This window comes from Delftia sp. ASV31 (assembly GCF_016428765.1).
GTDB classification, from domain to species: Bacteria; Pseudomonadota; Gammaproteobacteria; order Burkholderiales; family Burkholderiaceae_C; genus Comamonas; species Comamonas acidovorans.
On the sequence record NZ_JAELTK010000050.1, the window covers coordinates 14,102 to 37,818 of the forward strand.

Annotated in this window: 25 protein-coding genes and 1 tRNA gene; 19 read left to right on the forward strand and 7 right to left on the reverse strand. The window is 69.0% G+C overall.

From position 1 onward, the window contains the following. Window position 1 precedes the first annotated feature (1 nt). The 10 genes from JHD82_RS17935 (at window position 2) to JHD82_RS17980 (ending at window position 8,447) form a co-directional block, all read left to right on the forward strand. Window positions 2-451: a hypothetical protein gene (locus JHD82_RS17935; protein WP_198041282.1), complete on the forward strand. Its 450-nt coding sequence runs from the start codon at window positions 2-4 to the stop codon at window positions 449-451. A gap of 304 nt (window positions 452-755) precedes the next feature. Further along, a complete protein-coding gene (locus JHD82_RS17940) occupies window positions 756-1,160 on the forward strand; it encodes a hypothetical protein (RefSeq protein WP_071954877.1) in 405 nt (134 codons plus the stop codon). Next, window positions 1,160-1,654, forward strand: a complete 495-nt coding sequence (locus JHD82_RS17945; protein ID WP_199137891.1) for a hypothetical protein — start codon at window positions 1,160-1,162, stop codon at window positions 1,652-1,654. Before JHD82_RS17940 ends, JHD82_RS17945 begins: the two co-directional genes overlap by 1 nt. 57 nt (window positions 1,655-1,711) lie before the next feature. After that, window positions 1,712-2,905, forward strand: coding sequence for a phage tail sheath subtilisin-like domain-containing protein (locus tag JHD82_RS17950; protein WP_016450710.1), 1,194 nt, complete (start codon window positions 1,712-1,714; stop codon window positions 2,903-2,905). A gap of 63 nt (window positions 2,906-2,968) precedes the next feature. Beyond that, the gene (locus tag JHD82_RS17955; protein ID WP_012204508.1) at window positions 2,969-3,478 is read left to right on the forward strand and encodes a phage major tail tube protein; all 510 of its coding nucleotides are present in this window, start codon (window positions 2,969-2,971) and stop codon (window positions 3,476-3,478) included. Between the two features lie 68 nt (window positions 3,479-3,546). Then, window positions 3,547-3,906, forward strand: coding sequence for a phage tail assembly protein (locus tag JHD82_RS17960; protein WP_012204507.1), 360 nt, complete (start codon window positions 3,547-3,549; stop codon window positions 3,904-3,906). An 8-nt stretch (window positions 3,907-3,914) separates the two neighbouring features. Then, window positions 3,915-4,031 (forward strand): GpE family phage tail protein, encoded by a 117-nt coding sequence (locus tag JHD82_RS17965; protein WP_199137893.1) that lies wholly within the window; start codon window positions 3,915-3,917, stop codon window positions 4,029-4,031. Window positions 4,032-4,144: 113 nt separating this feature from the next. Then, window positions 4,145-6,994, forward strand: coding sequence for a phage tail tape measure protein (locus JHD82_RS17970; protein WP_199137895.1), 2,850 nt, complete (start codon window positions 4,145-4,147; stop codon window positions 6,992-6,994). A gap of 11 nt (window positions 6,995-7,005) precedes the next feature. Next, a complete protein-coding gene (locus JHD82_RS17975; protein ID WP_012204504.1) occupies window positions 7,006-7,446 on the forward strand; it encodes a phage tail protein in 441 nt (146 codons plus the stop codon). Next, window positions 7,446-8,447 carry a contractile injection system protein, VgrG/Pvc8 family gene (locus JHD82_RS17980; RefSeq protein WP_233174781.1) on the forward strand — a complete coding sequence of 334 codons (1,002 nt, stop codon included), beginning with the start codon at window positions 7,446-7,448 and terminating at the stop codon, window positions 8,445-8,447. The genes JHD82_RS17975 and JHD82_RS17980 overlap by 1 nt, the downstream gene beginning before the upstream one ends. 51 nt (window positions 8,448-8,498) lie before the next feature. On the opposite strand, the gene JHD82_RS17985 is transcribed toward JHD82_RS17980, so the two are convergent. Next, complete coding sequence (locus JHD82_RS17985) at window positions 8,499-8,831, reverse strand: helix-turn-helix domain-containing protein (protein ID WP_012204502.1); 333 nt, start codon at window positions 8,829-8,831, stop codon at window positions 8,499-8,501. A gap of 86 nt (window positions 8,832-8,917) precedes the next feature. On the opposite strand from JHD82_RS17985, the gene JHD82_RS17990 reads away from it, so the two are divergent. From JHD82_RS17990 to JHD82_RS18015, 6 genes are all read left to right on the forward strand, one after another. Continuing rightward, on the forward strand, window positions 8,918-9,139 hold the full coding sequence (locus tag JHD82_RS17990; protein ID WP_224986487.1) for a hypothetical protein: 222 nt from the start codon (window positions 8,918-8,920) through the stop codon (window positions 9,137-9,139). 61 nt (window positions 9,140-9,200) lie between these two features. Beyond that, window positions 9,201-9,524, forward strand: coding sequence for an ogr/Delta-like zinc finger family protein (locus tag JHD82_RS17995; protein ID WP_043825225.1), 324 nt, complete (start codon window positions 9,201-9,203; stop codon window positions 9,522-9,524). Window positions 9,525-9,680: 156 nt separating this feature from the next. Continuing rightward, window positions 9,681-10,085, forward strand: a complete 405-nt coding sequence (locus JHD82_RS18000; protein WP_232245122.1) for a hypothetical protein — start codon at window positions 9,681-9,683, stop codon at window positions 10,083-10,085. 4 nt (window positions 10,086-10,089) lie between these two features. Next, window positions 10,090-12,084, forward strand: a complete 1,995-nt coding sequence (locus tag JHD82_RS18005) for a replication endonuclease (protein WP_199137899.1) — start codon at window positions 10,090-10,092, stop codon at window positions 12,082-12,084. 21 nt (window positions 12,085-12,105) lie between these two features. Next, entirely contained in the window at window positions 12,106-12,354 is a 249-nt protein-coding gene (locus JHD82_RS18010; RefSeq protein ID WP_043825231.1) for a hypothetical protein, read from the forward strand. 42 nt (window positions 12,355-12,396) lie between these two features. Then, window positions 12,397-12,603: an AlpA family transcriptional regulator gene (locus tag JHD82_RS18015; protein ID WP_012204496.1), complete on the forward strand. Its 207-nt coding sequence runs from the start codon at window positions 12,397-12,399 to the stop codon at window positions 12,601-12,603. A gap of 26 nt (window positions 12,604-12,629) precedes the next feature. Here the strand turns inward: JHD82_RS18015 and JHD82_RS18020 are convergent, their stop codons facing one another. The 6 genes from JHD82_RS18020 to JHD82_RS18045 all read right to left on the reverse strand — a co-directional run bounded on the left by JHD82_RS18020 (window position 12,630) and on the right by JHD82_RS18045 (window position 20,335). Further along, window positions 12,630-13,937 (reverse strand): type II toxin-antitoxin system HipA family toxin, encoded by a 1,308-nt coding sequence (locus JHD82_RS18020; RefSeq protein ID WP_199137901.1) that lies wholly within the window; start codon window positions 13,935-13,937, stop codon window positions 12,630-12,632. Beyond that, complete coding sequence (locus tag JHD82_RS18025; RefSeq protein WP_199137903.1) at window positions 13,937-14,344, reverse strand: helix-turn-helix domain-containing protein; 408 nt, start codon at window positions 14,342-14,344, stop codon at window positions 13,937-13,939. The genes JHD82_RS18020 and JHD82_RS18025 overlap by 1 nt, the downstream gene beginning before the upstream one ends. A gap of 119 nt (window positions 14,345-14,463) precedes the next feature. Continuing rightward, the gene (locus JHD82_RS18030) at window positions 14,464-15,480 is read right to left on the reverse strand and encodes a tyrosine-type recombinase/integrase (protein WP_012204493.1); all 1,017 of its coding nucleotides are present in this window, start codon (window positions 15,478-15,480) and stop codon (window positions 14,464-14,466) included. Between the two features lie 185 nt (window positions 15,481-15,665). Then, window positions 15,666-15,752: transfer RNA gene (locus JHD82_RS18035), tRNA-Leu, on the reverse strand. A gap of 120 nt (window positions 15,753-15,872) precedes the next feature. Continuing rightward, window positions 15,873-19,088, reverse strand: a complete 3,216-nt coding sequence (locus tag JHD82_RS18040) for an efflux RND transporter permease subunit (protein ID WP_013803309.1) — start codon at window positions 19,086-19,088, stop codon at window positions 15,873-15,875. After that, complete coding sequence (locus JHD82_RS18045) at window positions 19,085-20,335, reverse strand: efflux RND transporter periplasmic adaptor subunit (protein ID WP_199137906.1); 1,251 nt, start codon at window positions 20,333-20,335, stop codon at window positions 19,085-19,087. The genes JHD82_RS18040 and JHD82_RS18045 overlap by 4 nt, the downstream gene beginning before the upstream one ends. Window positions 20,336-20,509: 174 nt before the next feature. On the opposite strand from JHD82_RS18045, the gene hpnC reads away from it, so the two are divergent. The 3 genes from hpnC (at window position 20,510) to hpnE (ending at window position 23,707) form a co-directional block, all read left to right on the forward strand. Beyond that, on the forward strand, window positions 20,510-21,394 hold the full coding sequence (gene hpnC / locus JHD82_RS18050) for a squalene synthase HpnC (RefSeq protein WP_199137908.1): 885 nt from the start codon (window positions 20,510-20,512) through the stop codon (window positions 21,392-21,394). Window positions 21,395-21,461: 67 nt separating this feature from the next. Further along, window positions 21,462-22,307 (forward strand): presqualene diphosphate synthase HpnD, encoded by an 846-nt coding sequence (gene hpnD / locus JHD82_RS18055; protein WP_013803312.1) that lies wholly within the window; start codon window positions 21,462-21,464, stop codon window positions 22,305-22,307. Continuing rightward, window positions 22,304-23,707 (forward strand): hydroxysqualene dehydroxylase HpnE, encoded by a 1,404-nt coding sequence (gene hpnE, locus JHD82_RS18060; protein WP_199137909.1) that lies wholly within the window; start codon window positions 22,304-22,306, stop codon window positions 23,705-23,707. The genes hpnD and hpnE overlap by 4 nt, the downstream gene beginning before the upstream one ends. Window positions 23,708-23,717: the final 10 nt, after the last annotated feature.

Consider the following 23,717-nt stretch of genomic DNA (forward strand, 5'->3'; position numbering starts at 1 on the left):
CATGGAACGCTATGCAAAAGTCATCGAAGCGGTGGTAGACAACATCGTGCTTTCCGAGACTGATCTACCGGATTGGATCCCGTGTGGCGACGCCTCTCCAGGCTGGCTGCATGACGCCAACACGGGCCTGTTCACCCCCCCGCCCACGACGGTGTCCACTTCTGCCACACGCCACATCACCCCCCTGGCACTGCGCCGCCGATTCACCCTGACCGAACGCTCGGCCATCGAATGGGCTGCCGTGGACCGTGCCGACACCAGCGAGAAACAGCGCAAGGATGCCGCCATGCTGCGCGCCTGCCTGAAGGACCAGGAGCAGGCCGGCTTCATCGACCTGGACGATGCGGACGTAGCCGCCGGCGTGCGGCTTATCGAGGACCTGCAACTGATCGCACCAGGCCGCGCAAGCGAGATCCTCGGGGCACCCGTCCAGCCCGGCGAACGCCCCTGACATCTCCACCTGCAAAAGCCCCGGCACCTATTGGGCGGCCGGGGCTTTTCCGTTTCTGATCTGCACCCCGAACCGGTGCAAAAGCAAGCCTCTGTGCAGCCCTCCCGCACAGCCAAGGTCGCTGGCGCCCATGCCCCTGCCGCGAGAACATCAATGCAACCCGGGCGCAACGCCAGCGGCCTTGCAGGCTGCAGGCGCCAACCCGGCCAGGACAACCAGGCCGCCTTGGCTGCATGAACTTCAGCATGAAACAAACCATCACTGTCGATCCCGCCAACGCCGCAGCTTGCGCAAAGGTGCCTGCATGAGCCTGGATGCCGTCATCAGTGCCGATCTGGTGAAAACGCGGGCGGAGATTGCTGCGCTGGGCAGTGCTGTGGCGGCTGCGCGCAATGAGATTGCAGGGCTGAACACACAGGTAAGCGGCAACAGTGCGATCAAAAGCGTACAGCGATTGAGAGTTCAGCCAATTGCGGACAACACAAGCCGCATCTACCACAGCGATGTAACGATTAGTGCGATCAATCCCCTGAAGTCAATCGTGCTGATCCGCCGCATCTACTCCGGTTCTCGGTTCGACACCATTTTCCTGGATTGCGAAATACTCACCCCGACGCAGCTGCGCTGTAGCTCCTATGCTTACTACGAAGGAAGCTACAACGCAATTTCCGGGCCTCTCATGGACATCCAGGTGGTGGAGTTCAAGTAATGCCCCACCACTACGCCCAGCTCACCCCCGCCGGCGTGGCCTTCGCCATCACCGAAACGCACGCCGAGCTCAACGCTCCCGACCTGCTCCCCCTGCCCCGCTACGACACCTCGGTGCTCGGCCGCCGCTGGACCGGCACGCACTGGGAGGACGTTGCGCAGGCCCTGCCTGAAAGCCTGGCTGCACCCGCTGCAGCCAGCGAACCCGCCTTACGCCACATCACCCCCCACGCCCTTCGCCGCCGCTTCACCGTGGTCGAGCGCACGGCGCTGGAGTGGGCCGTGGTGGACCGCGCCGAGGCGGGCGAGGCCGACCGGCTCAACGCGGCCACGCTGCGCTCACTGCTCAAGGACATCGAGCAGGCACGGCAACTCGATCTTGACGACCCCGAACTGGCCGACAGCCTGCGCCGGTTCGAGGGTTTCGGACTCATCGCCGCGGGGCGTGCCCAGGAAATCCTGGACGGCCCCGTACAAGCCCACGAACAGCCGTGACCACCCCCTTTTGACGACAGCCCCACGGCCCAACCACCCCCCAACCCGGAGAACACCATGGCGACAGCCCCGTTCCATCATGGCATTCGCGTCACGGAAGTGAGCGAAGGCATCAATTCCATCCGCATCGTGTCCACGGCCGTCATCGGCCTCGTGGCCACGGCCAGCGACGCCGATGCGGCCACTTTCCCGCTGAACCGCCCGGTGCTGGTCACCAAGGTCGATGCGGCCATCGGCAAGGCCGGTACCAAGGGCACGCTGGCCCAGGCGCTGAACGCCATCAAGGAGCAGTGCCGCCCGGTGCTGGTCGTGGTTCGCGTGGCCGATGGCGAAGGCGCCACCGAGGCCGAGCGCCGCACCGACCAGGATGCCAAGGTCATCGGTACCACCGCCGGCAACCAGTACACGGGCCTGCAGGCGCTGCTGGCGGCCCAGGCCCAGCTCGGCGTCAAGCCGCGCATTCTGGGCGCGCCGGGCCTGGACAGCCAGGCCGTGACCGACGCGCTGGCGTCCGTGGCCATCAAGCTGCGCGGCTTTGCGTATGCAGCGGCCATCGGCAACGATGTGGCCGAGGCCCAGGCCTACCGCGAGCACTTCGGCCAGCGCGAGCTGATGCTGCTGTGGCCCGGCTTCAAGGCGCTGGACCTGTCCACCGCCGCCGTGCAGGACGCCTCGCCCGTGGCCTACGCCCTGGGCCTGCGCGCGCGCATCGACCAGGAGCAGGGCTGGCACAAGACGCTGTCCAACGTGCCGTTGTCCGGCGTGCTGGGCATCTCGCGCGATGTGCACTGGGACCTGCAAAGCCCCGATACCGAGGCCGGCATCCTCAACCAGGCCGGCATCACCACGCTGATCCAGAGCCAGGGCCACCGCTTCTGGGGCTCGCGTACCTGCACGGACAGCGAGCTGTTCCGCTTCGAGTCCAGCGTGCGCACCGCGCAGGTGCTGGCCGACACCATGGCCGAGGCGCATTTCTGGGCCGTGGACAAGCCCATGCACCCCAGCCTGGTCAAGGACATCCTGGAAGGCATCAACACCAAGTTCCGCGAGTTGAAGGCCCTGGGCTACATCCTGGACGGCAAGGCCTGGTACGACGAAACGGTCAACGAGACCGCCACGCTCAAGGCCGGCAAGCTGGTGCTGGACTACGACTACACGCCCGTGCCCCCGCTGGAGGACCTGGGCTTTCGCCAGCGCATCACCGACCGCTACTTCGCCGACTTCGCCCTGCGCGTGGGCACCGGCCAGTAAGCGGCGGCCGCACCCGACACACCCAATACACCGAACACACCGGATACACAGGAGAAAAGCACCATGGGACTGCCCCGCTCTCTCAAGAATTTCGCCACCTTCGTGGATGGCAACTCGTACATCGGCGACATGCCCGAAGTGGGCTTGCCCAAGCTCACCCGCAAGATGGAGAAGTACCGCGCCGGCGGCATGAACGGCGAGGTCAGCCTGGACTTCGGCATGGAGGCCATCGAGGCCGACCTGACCGCTGCCGGCTACATGAAGGAATTGATCTCCACCTGGGGCACGCTGCGCCACGACGGCGTGCTGCTGCGCTTCGCCGGCGCCCTGCAGGGCGATGACAGCGAAGGCGTGGACTCGCTGGAAGTGGTCATGCGTGGCCGCTTCTCGGAGTTCGACCCCGGCAAGGCCAAGGCCGGCGACAAGACCGAGATCAAGTACAAGCTGGCCGTCAGCTACTACCGCCTGTCCATCAACGGCCAGGTGCTGATCGAGATCGATCCGGTCAATTTCGTCGAAGTCGTCAACGGCATCGACCGCCTCGCCCAGGTCCGCGCCGCGCTGGGCATCTGAGCCTGGCTCAACTGACCGGGCCGGCCGGCCCGGTCCTCCTCTTTTCTTCACCCGAACGCTGACACACCATGGACACCACCAAGCCCCAGGAAGACCTCCAGAACCAGGCTGCCGCCAACGCGGCCGCCCTCGCATCGGGCGATGCGCGCGAGATCACGCTCGACGTGCCGCTCAAGCGCCCCGGCGGCGACCTGGCCCGGGTGCTGGTGCGCCGCCCCAATGCCGGCGCGCTGCGCGGCCTGTCGCTGGTCGAGCTGCTGCACATGAACGTGACCGCGCTGCAGACCCTGCTGCCGCGCGTGACCGAGCCCATGCTGCACAAGGCCGAGGTGCTGCAGCTGGACCCCGCCGACCTGGTGACCCTGGGTACGGAGGTGGCCTCTTTTTTGGTGCCGAAGGCGCAGAGGGAGCAATTCCCGAGCGCGTAGAGGACGCCATGGCCGACCTGGCCATGGTCTTCCACTGGCGGCCGGCGGACATGGAGGACATGTCGCTGACCGAACTCGGCCAATGGCATGAACGGGCGCGCGAGCGCTACGAAAGCCAGGACTGAGCCAGGACTGAGCACCACTTCCACTCCATCGCCCGCCTCTCGCCCCTCTCTTGCACGCCCCTTGCCCATGACCTCCACCCAACGCCAACACCGCACCGGCCAGGGAGCCCTCCATGGCCGTTGACACCCTGCGCCTGGACGAGGTGCTCAAGCAGGCCGAGCGCGTGCACCAGCCCCTGGCGCTGCTGGGCAGAACCAGCAGCAACACGGCCCGGGAACTCAAGGAAACGGTCGACCAGTTGAAGAAGCTGCAGCAGCAGCAAACCCAGCTGGGCGACTACCGCGCGCTGCGCAGCGGCTTGGCAGACACCACGGCACGGCTGCGCGGCGCGCGCCAGCAGATGGCCCAGCTGCGGCTGGAATCGGGCGCGGGCGAGCAGCCCTCGCGCGCCATGCTGCGCGCGCTGCGTTCGGCCCAGGTCGAGGAAGAGCGTCTGGCGCTGCTGCGCGCCACGCAGCGATCGCGCCTGATGGACATGCGCGAAGGCCTGCGCGGCGCGGGCGTGGACACGGGCAACCTGTCGGCGCACGAGCGCAAGCTGCACAACGACATCCGCGCCACCACGGCCCAGATGGAAAGGCAGCGCAAGGTGGTGGCACCGGCCGCCCAGCGGCTGGAGAGGATCGACGCCCTGCGCGAGCAGAGCAAGACCCTGGCCGATCGCGGCCAGGCGCTGCGCGAGACGGGCGGCAAGATGCTGGCGCCCGTGCGCGCCGTGAGCCAGGCCTTCATGACCGACGACCAGGCCGCCGCACAGCTGCGCGCCACCATGGCGGGCAGCAACGGCAAGCCGGGCGCCGACTACCAGCAGGTGCTGGACTTGGCCAAGAGCCTGGGCACCGACATGCCCGGCAGCACGGCCGACTACATCGCGATGATGAACCAGCTGCAGCGCCAGGGCGTGTCCTCGCAGGATGTGCTGGGCGGCGTGGCCCGGCAGGCGGCCAACCTGGGCGCGGTGCTGAACATGCCCGCCAAGGAGGCCGGCGAGTTCGCGGCGCAGCTGCAGCAGGCCACCCGCGCAAGCGCGGGCGACATGGCCGCACTGGCCGACACGGTGCAGCGCACCTCCCACCTGGGACTGGACCCGACAGGCATGGTCAAGGGCCTGGATGCCATCGGCAAGGCCCTGCCGCAGCTGGGGCAGCAGGGCGCAAGGTCGGGACAGATGTTCGCGCCGCTGCTGCTCATGCTCAACGACGCCAGCATCAGCGGCGAGGCCGCGGGCAAGGCCGTCGGCAACCTGGTCAAGAACTCCATGGACCCGGCCAAACTAGGCCAGGTCAACAAGATGCTCGCGGGCCAGGGCGTGTCGCTGGACTTCAAGGACGCCAGCGGCCAGTTCGGCGGCACCGAGCAGATGATGGCCCAGCTGCAAAAGCTGCAGAGCCTGGGCAGCGACAAGCTGCGCGCCGCTGCGCTGGACAAGCTGGCCGGCGGCGATGCGCAGACGCGCAAGGCCTTGGAGGCGCTGCTCCAGCAGGGCCCGGGCGGCTACCAGCAGATCGCCTCCCAGCTCAAGTCACAGGCGGATCTGGATGGGCGCGTGGCCATCCTGAAGGACTCGGTCTCGGCCCAATACGAGTCCGTCAAGGACAGCTACAACGGCCTGTTGAGCGACATGGGCTCGACCATCGAGTCCGACCTCAAGGCCGTGCTGGGCACGCTGCGCGAGATGACCGAAGGCATGCGTGCCTGGGTCAAGGAGCATCCCCAGATCGTGCAGTGGACGCTGCGCATCGTGGCCGTGCTGGGCCTGCTGGTCGCAGGCGTCGGCGTGGTGAGCAGCGTGCTGTTCGGCCTGCTGGCGCCGCTGCTGCTCACGCGCACCGTATTCGGCCTGCTGGGCGCGGCCATGGGCGCAGGCAGCGGTGCCTTGGGCGTGCTCAGGCGCGGCCTGGCGGCCGTGGTCCTGTCGCTGGGAATGATGGGCGGTGGCGGCAGTGCCATGGGCCTGTTGGCCGGCGGCATGCGCATGGCCAGCAACGCCGTGGGCGTGCTCCGGCGCGGCGTGGGCGCCGTGGTCCTGTCCCTGTCCATGATGAGCGGCGGTGGCGGAGCCATGGGTCTGCTGTCGGGAGGCTTGCGCATGGCCAGCAACGCTGCGGGCGTGCTCAGGCGCGGGCTGGGAGCCGTGGTCCTGTCGCTGGCCATGATGGGCCGCGGCGCTGCCATGGGCAGCATAGGCACCGCCCTGGCCGGCGCGGGCCGCGCTGCAGGCCGCATCTTCGGCGGCGGGGCAGGCGCAGCCAAAGGCGTGGCCGGCAAGGGCCGTGCGGGCGCCGTCATGGGCCTGCTGGGCGCCGGCCTGGGGGCCGCAGGAGCCGTCGGCGGTGGCCTGGGCGGTAGTCTGGGTGGTGCAGCCGCATCGCTGATGGGCCTGGTGCGCATGACACCCATGGGCCGGCTCGCAGGCGGCCTGATGGGCGCGGGCGGCTCGATCATGCAGAACTGGGACGGCCTGTCCACCGCCTTCAAGGCCGGCGACTGGAAGGGCGTCGGCGGCACGCTGCTGGAGGCCGGCAAGGCCGGTCTGGATGGCGCTACGGGCGGGTTGTTCGGCGTGGTCTCTGACCTGGCGGGCAAGGGCATCAGCGGCCTGGCCTCGTCGGTGGGCTCGTGGTTCAAATCCGGCGATGCGTCAGCACCCGACCAGGGCCGCGCCGGCGCACTGCGCCAGGGTGTTGCGGCCGCAGCCACGGCGGCCACGCTGGCCACGGGCGCCATGCCGGCCCTGGCCGACACGGGCGCCGTGCGCATCGACAGCCGCCCGCCGCTGGCCAGCGCCGCTGCACCCGCGCCGGCACCGGCCCCGGTGGCCGGCGCAACCATCCATATCACCGTCAACGCTGCGCCCGGCCAGGATGCGCAGGCCATTGCCCGCGCCGTGGCCGCCGAGCTGGACCGCCGCGACATGGCCAAGCGCTCCAGCGTGCTGTCGCAGCTGTCGGACATCGACTGAGGAGCATGAGCATGCTGATCACACTGGGCCAGTTTGCCTTTGGCATCGACACACTGGCATTCGACAAGCTGGTGCGCAGCAGCACCTGGCGCCACCCGAGCAACAGCCGCGTGGGCGCGCGCCCCGCCCGCCAGTCACTGGGCCCAGGCGATGAAACGCTGGGCCTGACCGGCGTGCTCGCACCCGAGTTCCGGGGCACGGCCAAGTCGCTGGACGACCTGCGCGAAATGGCCGACCAGGGCAAGGCATGGGCCCTGGTGGGCGGCGAAAGCATCCTGGGCGCCTGGGTCATCGAGAGCCTCCAGCAGACCGGCACGCACTACACACCGGGCGGCAAGCCGCGCCGCATCGAGTTCGATCTCAAGCTGGCCCGCGTGGACGATCACCTGGCCGAAGGCGGCGGCGGCGTCGACCCCTGGCCCGATGACGACTTCTGGGAATGGTGGATCTGATGGCCACGCAGGAATACTTGCACGCCAAGCCCCAGTACGAAATCGTCCTGGACGGGCGCGACATCACCAGCAGCGTGAACACGCGGCTGATGAACCTGACGCTGTCCGAATCGCGCGGCGAAGAGGCCGACAAGCTGGACATCACGCTGGACGACAGCGATGGGCGCCTGCCCATGCCGGGCAAGGGATCCAAGATCGCGCTGAAGCTGGGCTGGGCCGGCCACGGCCTGGTCGACAAGGGCACCTACGAGGTGGACGAGGTGGAGCACCAGGGTGCGCCCGACAGGATCGTGGTGCATGCGCGCTCGGCCGAGCTCAAGCGCCAGCTGCGCACGCGCTCCGAGCACAGCTACCACAACAGCACGCTGGGCCAAATCGTGCGCAGCATTGCGCAGCGCAACGGCCTGCAGGTGCGCGTGGACGCGCAGTTCGAGAACCTGCGCGTGGACCACATCGACCAGACCCACGAGAGCGACCTGAACTTCTGCAGCCGCCTGGCGCGCCAGTACGACGCCGTGTGCACGGTCAAGAAGGGCAAGCTGGCCTTCATCGCCATCGACAGCAAGATCACCGCCGGCGGCCAGACCGTGGAGGCCGCCACGCTCACGCGCGCCGTGGGCGACAGCCACAACTACCACACGGCCGCACGCAACGACTACAGCGGCGTGCGCGCGTACTGGAACGACGCGGATCGTGCCGAGAAACGCAGCGCCACGCAGGGCGCCGAGGACAACGAAAAGCGCCTGAAGGACACCTACGGCAGCGAGGCCGAGGCGCAGGCCGCCGCCAAGGCCGAGATGGGCCGCATCAACCGCGCCAAGGCCACCATGGGCCTGAAGCTGGCGCTGGCGCGGCCCGACCTGATGCCGCAGACGCCGCTGAAGCTGCAGGGGTTCAAGGCGGAGATCGATGACACGCCGTGGCTGGTCGTCAAGATCCAGCACGAGCTGGGCGACGGCGGCTTCACCTCCAAGCTGACGCTGGAGACTCGCGCCAAGTGAGCGAGAGGTAGGCCGGTAGAACGCGTCCTGGAACGGGCCGGCGCAGGCCGTTCAGCGCGCGGCCAGGGTCGCCACGGCCATGATGGCGGCGCGGCCCGAATCGTCGGCCCGGCCGTAGCAATCGAGCAGCTCGCGCTCGTCGGGCGCCAGGGTCTGGACCGATGCGTTCGCATGCTGGCCCGTGACCACATACAGGACATCCACGCCCAGGCCCGCCATCACGGCCAGGGCGGCCGCATTGGGCGATTGCTCGCCCTTCTCCCAGGTGGCCAGGGTGCCGCGCGAGACGTCGCAGGCGTCGGCCATGGCGAGCTGCGCCACGTCCAGACGCAGACGCTCTTGCCTCAGCCTTTCACCGATGTGATCGAAATTTCTTCTATTCATCAATTGACATGCTCGAAATTTCGAGCAATGATGCAGTCAGCGTGTAACCAAACCATCCAAACCATCCCAAATACTACATGACAGCCATGCACTCCCCCAGAGCCGTGCCCGGTATCCCTGCGGATCCGGTGCTTCATGACAGGCCCGTGCCACTGCGCATGACGGCATCCGAACGCGAACGCCACGCCCGCTATGCCAGCCGTGAAAGCCGCAGCGCCTCCAACTTCGCGCTGAAGCTGTACCGCATGGGCATGCAGCAGTACGAGCAGCAGATGCCACCGCTGCCCCAGGCCGATCAGGCGCGATAGCCACCCGCGCCGACCTGTTCACCGCCTTGTCTTCGATCCCAACTGCCCCCAGGAGCCTGCCATGCGCATGATGTGCCCCCACTGCAACGAACACGCCTACACCCGCACCAGCCTGCAGCTGACCAGCACCAGCCGCGAGACCATCTTCCAGTGCCGCAACTTCGAGTGCGGCCATGTGTTCTCGGCGGTGACCGAGATCAACCGCACCATCAGCCCCAGCGCCATTCCCAACCCCATGGTGATCCTGCCGATGAGCACGCACATCAAGCGCAAGCTGCTGCAGACCCAGCTGGACGCCATGCCGTCCTCGCAATACGAAGGCGCAGCGCACCGCGCAGCCCAGGCGGCCGAATCCGCCCAATCCACCGAAGGCGCGCGCAGCTAGCGCGGCCGGGGCGCCTTCGCCGCTCCTGACGGCGCCCCACCCGGCGCGCGGGCAGCCCGCCTGCACCGCCGCCACCCCACCCCCTTTCCCGCAACCTGCGGAGCCTGCATGAAGGCCCTGCGGGATGCGCTCACCCTGAAACGACCTGGACAGACCATGAAGCTCGGCGACCTGCGCCTTTCCGATCTGATGCGACTGCTGCGGGCAGACGATGCGCCCGCGCCCGAATACCGGCCCGAGGACCCGCCCGCGCTGCCCGAGGCCTACCAGCGCCTGAGCGTCCAGGACTGCCGCATCCGCCTGCGCGAACTGCAGCGCGAGGCCGCGCAGCGCTGCGCCAATGGCCGCTCGGGCAGCGCCGAAAGCCGCGAATGGGCGGGCCTGGCCAGCCACTACCGCATGGCCCTGGTGCTGCTGGCGGGCATAGACGGCGAGATCGAGGAGCTGGCCCTGCGCGACTGGCGCGAAATGCCGCCGCCCGAGCGCGACGCCATCCGCCGCCAGATCCGCGCGCTGCGCAGCTGCCTGCTGCCGCTGCGCGCGCTGGCCCTGAGGACCTGAGTCCATGTCCGTCCTGCTCGCCGCCAAATCCACCGGCCGCAGGCTGCGCACCGACAGCCTGCAGCAATGGGACCAGCACAAGCCCCGCCCCCACATGGTCCAGCGCGCCATGCAGGCGCTGGAAAAAGCCTTGCCGCCGCAGTGGCTGCAGCCCATGAAGCTGCTGGGCCTGGGCGACTGGCAAAAGGGCGCGCAACACGCCAACGGCCAGCCCGAATGGGCTGCCTGCCACGACGCGCTGGCCGCCATTGACGACTTTGCCAGCCGCCACGGCCGTGCGGCCGAATGGAATCTGGACGACTACGAGATCTGCCAGATGGCCAGGCGCCTGAGCGACGAAGTCGGTGAGCTCGACGCCGGCGCCCAGGCCCAGAACATGGACCTGGCCGCACGCGTGGACCTGGTGCGGCTGATGCTGCGCATGCTGGGCCTGCAGGAAAGCACGCCGCTGGCCGGCGAGCCCGCCATCCGCCGCGCGCTGGACGCGGCCTGGTGGCGCCGCATGCTGCGCCGCCACGTCACGCGCACCGTGGAGGCCGGCGCCGTCAAGCTGGGCATCGTCAACCGCAGCGCCGGCGGCTATGCCAGCAATGCCACCGTGCGCCGGCGCACCGCGCAGATCGAACGCAACGCCCGCGCGCTGGAGCGCAGCCTCTACCGAAACGAGGCCGGCCAGGTCTTCACCCTGGCCGAGCTGGCCGCGCTGTCGCCGGCCAACCCCGTGATCCGTGGCGGCGAGCTGATGACGCGCATCCGCGGCGCAGAGGAATATGCCGACGCGCGCAGCCACGTCGGCCTCTTTCTCACGCTGACGGCGCCCAGCCGCTTTCACGCCGTCACGCTGGGCAGCGGCGGCCGGCCGCGCCCCAACCCCCATTACGACGGCCACAGCACGCCGCGCGATGCCCAGCTGTGGCTGCGCACCATGTGGGCGCGCGTGCGCTCGCACCTGGGCCGCCAGCGCATCGCCATGTACGGCATCCGCGTGGCCGAGCCGCACCATGACGCCACGCCGCACTGGCACGCCCTGGTCTGGGCCGAGTGCGAGGAGCACGCCCGGCACATCGAGGCCGCCATCCGCAAATGGTGGCTCAGCGAAGATGGCGACGAGCGCGGCGCCCAGCGCAACCGCGTCAACGTCAAGCGCATGACCGGCGGCGGCGCTGCCGGCTACGTGGCCAAGTACATCGCCAAGAGCGTGGGCCATGTGGCCCTGGCCGACCACCTGGACGTGGTGCAGGGCCGCCTGTGGGATGTGGAGCAGGGCGGCATGCCCGGCCACCGCCGCGTGGACGCCTGGGCCGCCTGCTGGGGCATTCGCCAGTTCCAGGCCGTGGGCATGCCCAGCGTCTGCGTCTGGCGCGAGCTGCGCCGTGTCAGCAAGGACCAGGTCGAACAGATCCGCATCGACGGCGACAAGGCCAGCTGGAAGGCCTGGGGCGCCAGCCACCGCCACGGGCCCGACATCCCCGCCGACTGGCGCCGCTACATGGAAGCCATGGGCGGCCACTGCCTGGCCCGCGACCGCTGGCACCTGCGCATGGCACGCCGCCCCGTGCCCGCCGGCGCCGTCAACCAATACGGCGAGGCCATCGCGCCCGGCTGCGGCCGCGTGGTGGGTCTGGAAACCCGGCGCGGCCAGTGGCTGGTCTCGCGCCGCATCGCCTGGCGCAGCGTGGCGCGCGCCACGCTGGAGTTCCAGGAAAACCACGGTGCAGAAAGCGTCGAGGGCGCCGAGGGTGCCGAGGTCGCCGACACGGCCCCGCCCGCCCTGCCCGCCCGCGCGCCGCTGGCGCGCGCTTGGACTGGTTTCAATAACTGTACGGCCCGGCTCACGGGCCACACGCTGCGCGCCCTCATCGGCCGCGGCGGGCACCAGCGCGAGGACCGGGCCAACCCGGCCGGGCCCGATTCGGGTGCCGATCCAGTGCCCCATTCCGTGCTGCACCGCCCCGCATCGGGCGCCACGCCATCCAACCACCCTTTCTTGACCAGCTGATCCACCCCAGGAGGACCCACCATGCACCACAACATCACCGCCCTGCGCAGCTATCGCGCCACCCTCATCCCCCACGGCGTGGACGCCGCGCAGCTGGATCAACTGGCCGACGCCCGCCTGCTGCCCGTGCTGCGACTGAAGGCGGCCAGCGCCAGCCACGCCCAGGCCTGCGCCCTGCTGGCCAGCGGCCGGCCCGTGCTGCGAGTCGAGCGAGTTGAACGTGTGGAGCGCAAGAAGGCAGGCAAGTCCATCACGCCGCGCCAGGCCTGATCAAGCACCCCAGCACCGGACACGACATCGGAGAACACCGCAATGACGCAACAGAACATGGAACTCTTTCACAGCGCCCCGCGCCTGGACACCCAGGGCATCGCCAACTACCTGGGCCTGAGCCGCGAGCACGTCACCGCGCGCCTGACCAAGCGCCCGGACTTTCCCAAGCCCTTCATCAACGCCAGCCGCCGCATCCGCTACTGGCGCATGGCCGACGTCAAGGCCTGGGCCGAGGGGCGCCGGTGAGCCGGCACCAGGCCATCGCCGTGCGCTCAGTGATCGCTGCCCGCAAGAAAGCGGCGAGCCTGGTCGCGCGCCCCGTCGAAGATCTGCCGGGCCATAGGCTGCGGCACGCTGGCCGGCAGGCGAGGCTGCAGCCGGTCGATGGCGCCGTCCAGCGCCTCGACCATCTCCACCATGCTCTCCCACAGGCCTGCGATGCGCGTGGTCTCGGCCAAGGCCTTCCAGTGGCGGCGCTGGATCTCGGCCAAGCGGTAGTGGCGGCTGCGCCCCGGCAGGGCCATGGCCATCCTGGCGCGCTGGCGGGCGATCTTGCCGTGGCCGTGACCGATGATGGGCCAGGCCGACAGCACGTCGTACAGAGGCGTCATCTCATAGCCGCCGCCCGGCTGCAGGAACACCGAGAAATTCTTGGCATGCCCGTCCGTGGCCGCCAGCAGCCAGAACGCCAGCTGGGCCATCACGAAGCGGGCGCAATCCTGGGCAGGCTCGCTGCCATGCTGCAGCACCTGCAGGCACTGCAGCATGCCAGGCCCGCCATGGGTCTCGTACTTGTTGGCGCTGGCAACGCCGCGCACCTGGCAGAAATCTTCCTGGGGCAGACGCGCAATCCAGCCCCGGGGCGTCCAGGCGCGGTCAAAGCGCTCCACGCACAGCACCTGCTGCCCGCCAAAGCTCTCGATGCTGCTGTCGGCCACGGCAAAGCCCAGCTCGGCCAGCAGGCGGGCGCACAGCCACTCATTGGCCACTGACTCGCTCAGGTCGTAGTGCCAGTGCGGCACCACGCCGATGGCCGGCTTCAGGATATGCGTGGTCGGCGTCGCACCCAGCGGGCGGCACCACTGGCCGCCATGGCGCAGCACCGCCGTCTTCTCCTGCGCACCGGCGATGGACAGCCGGAACTCCTGGTCCACCTCCAGCGCACCAAACCCGCCACCCAGGCTGGCCAGGTGCTCTGCAATCTGCGCCTCGCTCAGCGGCTCGAAGCGCACCTGGTCAAAACCGTCGGGCACGGCCCCCTCGGGCAGCAGCTGCACGGCCCCCACGCAATCGCGGCCAATGGCTTCCAGCAGCGAAAACGCATCGATCCCGCGCAGCCCGAAGCGCTGGTGAATGCGCCGGCGAATGCCCTCGCCGTCCGGCAGCAGGTTGTCGAAATAGTGGGCCACCACCTCGCCCGCCACCGTCAGGTCGCGCGTGAAGGGCATGGACAGCGACAGCGGCCGCGCATGCGCGCTCTGCGGCCAGGCCGGGTCATAGGCGAACACATGGCGGCCCGTACGCGTGACCTCCCAGGTGCCCACCCGCTCCCCATTCATCCAGACGCCCAGCACCGCCATCACCAGGACCCTTTCGGCTTGCGGTCCTGCCAGTGCGGCGGCAGCGCCTGCGGCTTGAAGGCCACGGGGCGGTCGGCGGGCTTGCGGGGCACGTTGTCACCCGCGTACGGTTGTGGAGCTGGCTCGGCAATCTTCAACGCAGCAGGCACAGGCACAGGCACAGGCACAGGTGCAGAAGAAGCCACCGCATCCGCCCTGGGCCGCATGAGCAGATCGGCATCCAGCAGCTGCAGGATCTCCATCAGCTGGCGCACGCTGATGGCGGCCGGGTCACGCTCTATCGCCGCCACACGCGACTGGGACACGCCCAGCCGCTGTGCCAGTTGGGCCTGGCTCACGCCAGCGGCCTTGCGCAGCGACTTCAGGTGCAGCGCAAGCTGATCGGGCAGTTGCAACAGGTGGTCCATGGTGTTCTCCTGGCCAGGGCATTCAAAATATCATCTCAAGATGATGGATTGAAATTATCACTCCAGAATAATATTGTCAACATATCATATTGGAGTGATATTTCTGGCAGCCATCCTGCCTACAACCGTGCCGCTATGTCCTCGGCCGTCTCCCGGTAATAGGTATTGAACAGCTCGTTGATATCCACGTGGCCGCTGATGCGGGCCAGCGTCATCACATCCACGCGCTTGCTCAGCCAGGTCAGCGCCGTGGCTCGCAGGTCATGAAAGCGCAGGCCCTCCACCATCACCCGGTCGCGCAGCTTGCGGTAGAGCGTGTCGCGGCTGGCGTCGCTGATGGTCCAGTAGGCGTCGCGCCCGGCAGCCTCGGCCGCGGCGTCCAGCACGCGCAGCAGGCGCACGGCACGGCGCGTCAGCGGCACATGGCGCTCGCCCACTTTGGCCTCGGTCTTGTGGTGCGGCAGGTGGTAGACCCGGCGCTTGAGATCCACATTGCTGCGGCCCATGCGCAGGATCTCGCCGCTGCGCATGGCCGTGTGCAGGGCCACCAGCATGGTCCAGGCCGTCTGCTCCATGGCGGTGACAGGCGCCAGGCGCGGCGAGACATTGGCCGAGCGCAGCATGCGCCGCACCTCGCTCCACTGCCCCGTGCGCCGGCGCGCATGGGACTTGGCCGGCAGCTTGATCTCCGGCCAGGGGCTCTTGCCCACCCATTTCCACTGCTTGACCGCCAGCGTCCAGATCGGACGGAATTGCTGCGCCTCGCGCAGCACGCTGGCGCCGGAGACCTGCTGCAGCCGCGCATCGCGCCAGCGCGCCAGGTCGTCGCCCGTGATCTCGTGGAAGACCTTGGAGGCCAGCTCGGGAAACTCGCGCAGCCAGGCATCAAAGCGCAAATGATCGGCCCGCGCCGTGCTGGCCGTCTTTTTGTCAGTCACCTCGCGCCGATAGCGCTCCACCGCCTCGGCCAGCGTGCGCCGCGGAAACTCCCCGCGCGCCCCGGCCAGAATGGCCGCCTCCTCGGCCACGGCCCAGCCCTGCGCCTCGGCTTTGGTCGCCCGCGTGGCGGTGCGCCGAATACCCGCACGCTCCACCTCGGCCCGCCAGCCGTTCTTCACCTTCCGGAAATACGCCATCCCACCTCCTGCTGCCCGCGCGGGATCACAAGCGGGATCTGCGCGGGATTGTGATGTGATTTTGCGCTGTTTTGTGCCGGTTTCAACCCGTTCCGTTTTGCCCCCAGAAACCAGAAAAAAAGCCCGCCTCCTCTACAGGAAGCGGGCTTGAGCAGTGTTCGCCGCAGTTGAGCGGCGTTGGTGCGTGGTGCGCGGGGGGGGACTCGAACCCCCACACCATTGCTGGCGTCAGGACCTAAACCTGGTGCGTCTACCAATTTCGCCACCCGCGCTGGTTCTTGGGGGAGCCGCCTGCGCGGCGGCTCCTAGGTCAGGGCGCAGATTCTAGCCGCAATTGCGGGGTGCATTGCCATACCCCGGATTTGAGCGGCGGCCTCTGCGCTTTCGCCGCATCAATGCGTGGGCTCGCGGCGCACGCGGAACACGGCGGCGTACATGGCCGGCAGCGCCAGCAGTGTCAGCACCGTGGCCACGATCAGCCCGCCCATGATGGCCACGGCCATGGGGCCCCAGAACACGCTGCGCGACAGCGGGATCATGGCCAGCACGGCGGCGGCAGCCGTCAGCACGATGGGGCGCAGGCGGCGCACGGCGGCTTCGATGATGGCGTCCCAGGCCGGCACGCCGCGCGCGCGGTCGGTCTCGATCTGGTCGATCAGGATCACCGAGTTGCGCTGGATCATGCCCATCAACGCCACCACGCCCAGCAGCGCCACGAAGCCGAAGGGCCGGCCCAGCAGCAGCAGCGCCGCCGCCACGCCGGGAATTCCCAGCGGCCCGGTGATGAACACCAGCAGTGAACGGCTGACACTGCGCAGTTGCAGCATGAGCAGCGTGAAGGTGAGGAACAGCATCACCGGCACACCAGCGACGATGGCGTCCGAGCCCTTGGAGCTTTCCTCCACGGCGCCAGCCACATCGATGCGGTAGGCCGTGTCGCCTGCGGCATGCCAGCGCGCCTCGATCTCGCGCAGGCCCGGCAACAGGGCATGGGTCAGCGTTGCGCCCTGCAGGCCCTCGCGCACATCGCCCTGCACGGTGATGGCGAACATGCGCTTTTCTCGCCACATCACGCCGGGCTCCCAGACCATCACGGGCTTGGCGATCTGCGTGAGCGGGATCGACTTGCCCGACGCCGTGGGCAGGTAGGCGTTGGCGATGTCGGTGATGGCGTCTCGCTCCGAATACGGCGTGCGCAGCACGATGTCGATGAGCTTGTCACCCTCGCGGAACTGGCCCACGGTGGAGCCGCTGAGCATGACGCGGGCCGCCTGTGCGATGGCCTGGCTGCTCACGCCCAGGGCGCGCGCCTTGTCCTGGTCCACCTCCAGGCGCACGGCCTTGACGGACTCGTTCCAGTTGTCGTTGACGCCGCGCATGTCGGCGTTGGCGATCATGACCTGCTTGACCTCGTCGGCATAGGCACGCAGCTTTTGCGGATCGGTGCCGGAGACGCGGAACTGCACCGGATAGGGCACGGGAGGCCCGTTGGGCAGCAGCTTGACGCGGCCCCGCACCTCGGGGAACTCCTGGGCCAGCAGCGCCGGCAGCGCCTTGCGCAGACGCTCGCGCGTGGGCAGGTCCTGGGCGACCAGGATGAACTGCGAGACGTTGTTCTGCGGGAACACCTGGTCCAGCGGCAGGTAGAAACGCGGCACGCCCGAGCCCACCCACTCGCTGACCGTGCGCACGCCGTCCAGCTGCATGAAGCGCTCTTCCACGCGGCGCGTGACGGCCTCGTTGGCGGCCAGCGACGTGCCCTCGGGGAACCAGATGTCCACCAGGACCTCGGGCCGGCTGGAATCCGGGAAGAACTGCTGCTGCACGCGCGACATGCCCACCAGGCCCAGCGCGAAGACCAGCACCGTGATGGCGATGGTCAGCCAGCGGTGCGTCACGCACCAGTTCACGGCGCGCCGGAAGCGGTTGTAGAACGGGCTGTCGAAGACTTCATGCTCGGCAGACGAGGCATTGAGGTTGGTCTCCTCGATGGGCACCTCGCCCGAGGCCACCTCGGGCGGCAGCGTGGCCGCGTGCGGCGGGCGCTTGAGCAGCAGCATGCCCAGGTAGGGCACGAAGTACACCGAGGCGAACCAGCTGAGCACCAGCGCAATCACCGTCACCGCGAAGATGGCGAAGGTGTACTCGCCCGTCATGGACTTGGCCATGCCGATGGGCAGGAAGCCCGCCGCCGTGATCAGCGTGCCGGTCAGCATGGGCTTGGCCGTGATCTCGTAGGCAAAGGTGGCGGCGCGGTACTTCTCGTAGCCCTCCTCCATCTTGCGCACCATCATCTCCACGGCAATGATGGCGTCGTCCACCAGCAGGCCCAGCGCGATGATCAGCGAGCCCAGCGACACCTTGTGCAGGCCGATGTTCCAGTACCACATGGCCAGGAAGGTCGCGGCCAGCACCAGCGGGATCGTGATGGCCACCACCAGGCCCGGGCGCGGGTCGATGTACCAGCGCTTCCACAGCGGCTGGTGGCCCTCGCGCTTGTGCAGGCCCAGGCTGATGAAGCTCACGGCCAGCACCACCACCACGGCCTCGATCAGCACCTGCAGGAATTCGTTGACCGAATCGGCCACCGCCTTGGGCTGGTCCTGCATGTTGGCCAGCTCCACGCCGGCCGGCAGCGTGCGCGCGATGTCGCCCACGGCGCCGCGCAGGGATTTGCCCAGGCGGATGATGTCGCCGCCCTTGGTCATGGATACGCCCAGCGCAATCGTCTCGCGGCCCTGGTGGCGCACCTTCACATTGGCCGGATCGGCATAGCCGCGGCGGATCTCGGCGATATCGCCCAGGCGCAGCTGCGCGCCCGATGCGCCGCGGATGGGCATGGCGCGCAGCTCATCCACCGCCAGGAACTGGCCGGCCACGCGCACCTGCACATCCTCGCGCGGCGTCTGCAGCACGCCTGCGCCCTCGATGGCGTTTTGCTGGCCCAGCTGGCCCAGCACCTGGTTCATGTCCAGGCCCAGCTGCGACAGGCGGCGCTGCGACAGCTCGATGTAGACCTTCTCGTCCTGCACGCCGAACAGCTCAACCTTCGCCACATCGGGCACGCGCAGCAGGCGCTGGCGCACGTCGTCGGCCATGGTCTTGAGCTCGGCGTAGCTGAAGCCGTCGGCCTGCAGGGCGTAGATCACGCCATAGACATCGCCGAACTCGTCATTGAAGAACGGCCCCTGCACGCCCTGCGGCAGGGTGTAGCGCATGTCGCCGATCTTCTTGCGCACCGTGTACCACAGCTGCTGGACATCGCCGGGGCGCGAGTTGTCCTTGAGCTGGAAGATGATCATCGACTCGCCGGGCTTGGAGTAGCTGCTGATCTTGTCGGCGTAGGGCACCTCCTGCAGCGTGCGCTCGATCTTGTCGGTGACCTGCTCGGCCATCTGCTGCGCCGTGGCGCCGGGCCAGTTGGTGCGCACCACCATGGCGCGGAAGGTGAAGGGCGGGTCTTCGTCCTGTCCCAGCTGGAAGTAAGAGGCAAAGCCCAGCAGGAGCAGCACGACGATGAAATAGCGCGTCAGCGCCACATGGTCCAGCGCCCAGCGCGAAAGATTGAAGTGCGCGCCCTGCGGCGCCTTGTGCTTGGGCCCGCTCATTGGGCCGCTCCGCTGGGCGCAGCGCCTGCGGCGGCAGGTGCCTGTGCAGGCTGTGTCTGTTGCGGCCGCTGCTGAGCCGGCTGCTGCTGTGCCGGCTGCGGGGCCTTGTCATAACGGTCCTGATAGACCGTGACCTTCTGGCCTGGCGTGAGCACATGCACGCCGGCGGCCACCACCTGCATGCCGGGCGTCAGGCCAGCGGCAATCACGGCCTCGTTGCCATCGGCCGTGGCCAGTTGCACGGGCTGCAGCTTCACCGTGCTGCTGGCGGCGTCGAACACCCACACGGCCGTACCCTGGCCGCCGCCGCCTTCCTGGCGCAGCGCGGTGGTGGGCAGCTTGATCACGGGCTGGCCCGTGGGGCCCATGCCCTCGGGCAATGCGTGGACCGTGGCACCCAGCGGCGGCACGGCGGCGGCGTCCGAGGTGGGCAAAGCCACCTTCACCTGGTAGGTGCGCGTGACGGGATCGGCGCTGGCTGCCACCTCGCGCACCTGGCCCTGCAGCGGCTGCATGCCGGCCGACCAGGGGCGCACATTCACTTTCTGTCCCACGCGGATGGCACCGCGCTTGTCTTCGGGCACCACGAAGACCACATCGCGCGGGCCGTCCTGGGCAATGCGCACCACGGGCGAGCCAGCCGACACCACCTGGCCCGGCTCGGCGTCTATGCCTGTCACCACGCCGGGCACATCGGCCAGCAGTTGCGCGTAGGACTCCTGATTGCTCTGCGATGCCAGTTGCGCCTTGGCCTGGTCCAGCGTGGCCTGGGCGGACTTGAGCGTGGCCTCGCGCCGCTCCAGCTCCGCACCGCTGATGAAGTTCTGCGCCTTCAGCTGCGAGTAACGCCTCACATCGGCGGCGGCAAGATCGCGCTGCGTGGTCGCGGCCGCCACCTGGGCGCGCGCGGCGTCAGCTCCCAGCCGGTAGTCGCTGGCATCGAGCCGCGCCAGCAACTGGCCTGCCTGCACGTGCTGGCCCAGTTCCACCTCGCGGCGCACGAGTTTGCCGGCCACGCGAAAGCCCAGGCGCGACTCTATGCGCGCGCGCACCTCGCCCGCGTACTCCAGTTGCGTGTCCAGCGCGCCCACGCCTACGGTGAGCAGCTTGACGGCGCGCACCGGCTCGGGCGGCGGCTCGGCCTTGGAGCAGGCGCCCAGCGCCAGCGCGGCGGCCAGGCACAGAGGGGCAAGAAGAAGATGGCGCGGCAAAGCGGGCGCGGCAGGGTTCGATGGCAAGTCGGGCATGTGGATCCGGGAGGGCTGGTGCGAAAAGCGGCTGCGGGCTGCAAGATCCGGGCAACATGCCGCGGCAGCTGGCTGGCGCCGTTTACTGACTGACGGGTTAGTAATTTAGGAGAAGCCCTTGAGCCCGTCAAGTGAAATGCATGGCCTTGCGCGCAGCATCGACAATCGGCCACCGTGAAGTCCACCGCTCCCACCCTGCCCGCCTCCCCCGCCCCGGTCACGCACTACGAGAACTTTCCCGTGGCGTCCTGGCTGTGCCCGCCCCGCTTGCGCCCGCCGATTGCCGCGCTCTACCACTTCGCACGCACTGCAGACGATCTGGCCGACGAGGGCGACGCCACGCCGTCCGAGCGCCTGGCCGCGCTGGCCGCCTACCGTGCCGACCTGATGGCGCTGGGCACCGAAGGCGAGGCCTCCATGCTCGCCCGCACGGCCTGGCCTCTTGTCTTTGCAGGGCTGGCGCCGCAAGTACGCGCCCACAAGCTGCCGCTGGCGCTGATGGACGACCTGCTCAGCGCCTTCGCGCAAGACGTGCACAAGACCGAATCCGGCACCACCTACGCCGACCGCGCCGAGCTGCTTGACTACTGCCGCCGCTCGGCCAACCCCGTGGGCCGGCTGCTGCTGCATCTGTACGGGGTGGATGATGCCGAATCGCTGGCCCGCAGCGACGCCATCTGCACCGCCCTGCAACTGATCAATTTCTGGCAGGACTTCAGCGTGGACCTGCCACGCCAGCGCCACTACCTGACCGATGCCGACTGCACGGCCCACGGCGTGCGGCGTGAAGACCTGCGCGCCGAGCCCGCTGCACTGACCCCTGCCGTGCGCGCGCTGTTGGCCGACCAATCGGCCTGGGCGCGCGCACTGATGCAGTCCGGCGCACCGCTGGTGCACCGCCTGCCGGGCCGCATCGGCTGGGAGCTGCGTCTGGTGGTGCAGGGCGGGCTGCGCATCCTGGACAAGGTCGATGCGCTGCAGGGCGCCAGCCTCTACCGCCGCCCCACCGTCGGCAAGGCCGATGCGCCGCTGCTGCTGTGGCGCGCCCTGCGCATGTGATGGCGGGCCGGCCGTTGCGACACCCAGGCTTTGGCCCCAAGCCGTCCATGGGACAATCCGGCCCCATATGAATCCGGATCAGTACGTCCAAGACAAGGCTGCCGCCTCGGGCAGCAGCTTTTATTACGCCTTCCTCTTCCTGCCGCGCGAGCGCCGTGCGGCCATCACCGCCTTTTATGCGTTCTGCCGCGAAGTGGACGACGTGGTGGACGAAGTCTCCGACCCCGGCGTGGCCGCCACCAAGCTCGGCTGGTGGCAAAACGAAGTGCACCAGGCCTTTGCAGGCAAGCCCTCGCATCCCGTGATGCGGGCGCTCATGCCGCACGCCCCGGTCTACGCCATCGAGGAGCGCCACCTGCAGGCGGTCATCGACGGCTGCCGCATGGACCTGGAGCAGACCCGCTACCTGGACTTCCAGGGCCTGACGCGCTACTGCCACCTGGTCGCAGGCGTGGTCGGCGAAGTGGCCGCACGCATCTTTGGCCAGACGCAGGAAGAAACCACGGCCTACGCCCACAAGATGGGACTGGCCTTCCAGCTGACCAACATCATCCGCGACGTGGGCGAGGACGCCATGCGCGGACGCATCTACCTGCCCATCAGCGAGCTGCAGCAGTTCGACGTCAAGGCGCATGAGATCACCAAGCGCGAGTACTCGGACCGCTTCACCGCGCTGATGCGCTTTCAGGCCGAGCGCGCCCACCGCCTCTACGACGAGGCCCTGGCCCTGCTGCCCGCGGCCGACCGCCGCACGCAAAAGCCCGGCCTGATGATGGCCAGCATCTACCGCACCCTGCTGCGCGAGATCGAGGCCGACGACTTCCGCGTGCTGCACCAGCGCATCAGCCTGCCGCCGCTGCGCAAGCTGTGGCTGGCCTGGAAGATGCAGGCGCTGGGGCGCATGGCGCGGTGAGCAGAGAGAGCGCCAAAGACAAGCCGCGCGCCGCGCAGCCGCGCACCGTTGTGCCGCGCGCCGCCATCCTCGGCGGCGGCTGGGCCGGCTTTGCGGCCGCCCTCACGCTGGCCCGCAGCGGCTGGCACATCACATTGCACGAGGCCGCACGCGAGCCCGGCGGCCGTGCGCGCGGCATGGACCTCGACACGCCACAGGGCCCGCTGCGCGTGGACAACGGCCAACACATCCTCATCGGTGCCTACACCGAAAGCCTGCGCCTCATGCGCGAGGTGGGCGTGGACCCTGAACGGGCCCTGCACCGCCAGCCCATGGCCTTGCCCTACGCCGATGGCAGCGGCCTGCGCTTTCCCGACTGGCCTGCGCCGCTGGATGCGCTGGCCGGCATTGCCACCGCACGCGGCTGGAGCCTGGGCGAGCGTGCAGCCCTGCTGGCGCGTGCCGTGCGCTGGCGGCTGGCGGGCTTTCGCTGCGCGCCGCAGGCCACCGTGGCCGACCTGTGCGCCGGCCTGCCGCAGCGCCTGGTCAGCGAGTTCATCGACCCGCTGTGCATCTCGGCGCTCAACACGCCCATTCACCTGGCCAGCGGCACGGTGTTCCTTCGCGTGCTGCGCGATGCGCTGTTCAGCGGCCGTGGCGGCTCGCATTTCCTGGTGCCGCGCCGTGACCTGGGCAGCCTGTTCCCGGCGCCGGCCGCGCAGTGGCTGCAAGAGCGCGGCCACGCCGTGCGCCTGGGCAGCCGCGTGGCCGAACTGCAGCCCCAGGGCCCGCACTGGACGCTGGGCGCAGCCCAGGCCGAAGACGCGCCCTTCGACGCCGTGCTGCTGGCCTGCCCCGCGCCCGAGGCGGCGCGCCTGGCACTCACCGCTGCCGAGCACGACAGCCTGCCTGCGCGCGACGGCATTGCCCTGCAGCGCTGGGCGCAGCTGGCCCAGGACCTGCAGCACCGCTCCATTGCCACCGTCTATGCGCAGACCGGCGATCCCTCCCACACATTGCCCCCGGGCGCGCCCTGGCTGGCGCTGCGCTCCACGCCCGATGCGCCCGCGCAATTCGTCTTCGACCGCGGGCAACTCGGCGGCCCGCAGGGCCTGATGGCCTTCGTCATCAGCGACAGCGCATCGGACCGCGAAACCCTGCAGGCCCAGGTGCTGGCCCAGGCCCGGGCGCAGTTGGGCTGGCATGGACTGGTTGCGCTGCGCACCGTGATCGACAAGCGCGCCACCTTCGCCTGCCTGCCGCAGCTGCAGCGCCCCGGCATGGAGTTGGGCCACGGCCTGTGGGCCTGCGGCGACCATGTGGATGGACCGTATCCGGCCACCATCGAAGGCGCCGTGCGCAGCGGCCTGCAGGCGGCCGAGGCCATCGGCCAGGCCCTGGGTGCCGAGGGAAAAGCCTGATCCCCCGGGT

Bases quoted from the DNA above. Each gene is read 5' to 3' on its own strand.
- JHD82_RS17935 (WP_198041282.1), top strand. From the start codon at position 2: ATGGAACGCTATGCAAAAGTCATCGAAGCGGTGGTAGACAACATCGTG.
- JHD82_RS17940 (WP_071954877.1), top strand. From the start codon at position 756: ATGAGCCTGGATGCCGTCATCAGTGCCGATCTGGTGAAAACGCGGGCG.
- JHD82_RS17945 (WP_199137891.1), top strand. From the start codon at position 1,160: ATGCCCCACCACTACGCCCAGCTCACCCCCGCCGGCGTGGCCTTCGCC.
- JHD82_RS17950 (WP_016450710.1), top strand. From the start codon at position 1,712: ATGGCGACAGCCCCGTTCCATCATGGCATTCGCGTCACGGAAGTGAGC.
- JHD82_RS17955 (WP_012204508.1), top strand. From the start codon at position 2,969: ATGGGACTGCCCCGCTCTCTCAAGAATTTCGCCACCTTCGTGGATGGC.
- JHD82_RS17960 (WP_012204507.1), top strand. From the start codon at position 3,547: ATGGACACCACCAAGCCCCAGGAAGACCTCCAGAACCAGGCTGCCGCC.
- JHD82_RS17965 (WP_199137893.1), top strand. From the start codon at position 3,915: ATGGCCGACCTGGCCATGGTCTTCCACTGGCGGCCGGCGGACATGGAG.
- JHD82_RS17970 (WP_199137895.1), top strand. From the start codon at position 4,145: ATGGCCGTTGACACCCTGCGCCTGGACGAGGTGCTCAAGCAGGCCGAG.
- JHD82_RS17975 (WP_012204504.1), top strand. From the start codon at position 7,006: ATGCTGATCACACTGGGCCAGTTTGCCTTTGGCATCGACACACTGGCA.
- JHD82_RS17980 (WP_233174781.1), top strand. From the start codon at position 7,446: ATGGCCACGCAGGAATACTTGCACGCCAAGCCCCAGTACGAAATCGTC.
- JHD82_RS17985 (WP_012204502.1), bottom strand. From the start codon at position 8,831: ATGAATAGAAGAAATTTCGATCACATCGGTGAAAGGCTGAGGCAAGAG.
- JHD82_RS17990 (WP_224986487.1), top strand. From the start codon at position 8,918: ATGCACTCCCCCAGAGCCGTGCCCGGTATCCCTGCGGATCCGGTGCTT.
- JHD82_RS17995 (WP_043825225.1), top strand. From the start codon at position 9,201: ATGCGCATGATGTGCCCCCACTGCAACGAACACGCCTACACCCGCACC.
- JHD82_RS18000 (WP_232245122.1), top strand. From the start codon at position 9,681: ATGAAGCTCGGCGACCTGCGCCTTTCCGATCTGATGCGACTGCTGCGG.
- JHD82_RS18005 (WP_199137899.1), top strand. From the start codon at position 10,090: ATGTCCGTCCTGCTCGCCGCCAAATCCACCGGCCGCAGGCTGCGCACC.
- JHD82_RS18010 (WP_043825231.1), top strand. From the start codon at position 12,106: ATGCACCACAACATCACCGCCCTGCGCAGCTATCGCGCCACCCTCATC.
- JHD82_RS18015 (WP_012204496.1), top strand. From the start codon at position 12,397: ATGACGCAACAGAACATGGAACTCTTTCACAGCGCCCCGCGCCTGGAC.
- JHD82_RS18020 (WP_199137901.1), bottom strand. From the start codon at position 13,937: ATGGCGGTGCTGGGCGTCTGGATGAATGGGGAGCGGGTGGGCACCTGG.
- JHD82_RS18025 (WP_199137903.1), bottom strand. From the start codon at position 14,344: ATGGACCACCTGTTGCAACTGCCCGATCAGCTTGCGCTGCACCTGAAG.
- JHD82_RS18030 (WP_012204493.1), bottom strand. From the start codon at position 15,480: ATGGCGTATTTCCGGAAGGTGAAGAACGGCTGGCGGGCCGAGGTGGAG.
- JHD82_RS18040 (WP_013803309.1), bottom strand. From the start codon at position 19,088: ATGAGCGGGCCCAAGCACAAGGCGCCGCAGGGCGCGCACTTCAATCTT.
- JHD82_RS18045 (WP_199137906.1), bottom strand. From the start codon at position 20,335: ATGCCCGACTTGCCATCGAACCCTGCCGCGCCCGCTTTGCCGCGCCAT.
- hpnD (WP_013803312.1), top strand. From the start codon at position 21,462: ATGAATCCGGATCAGTACGTCCAAGACAAGGCTGCCGCCTCGGGCAGC.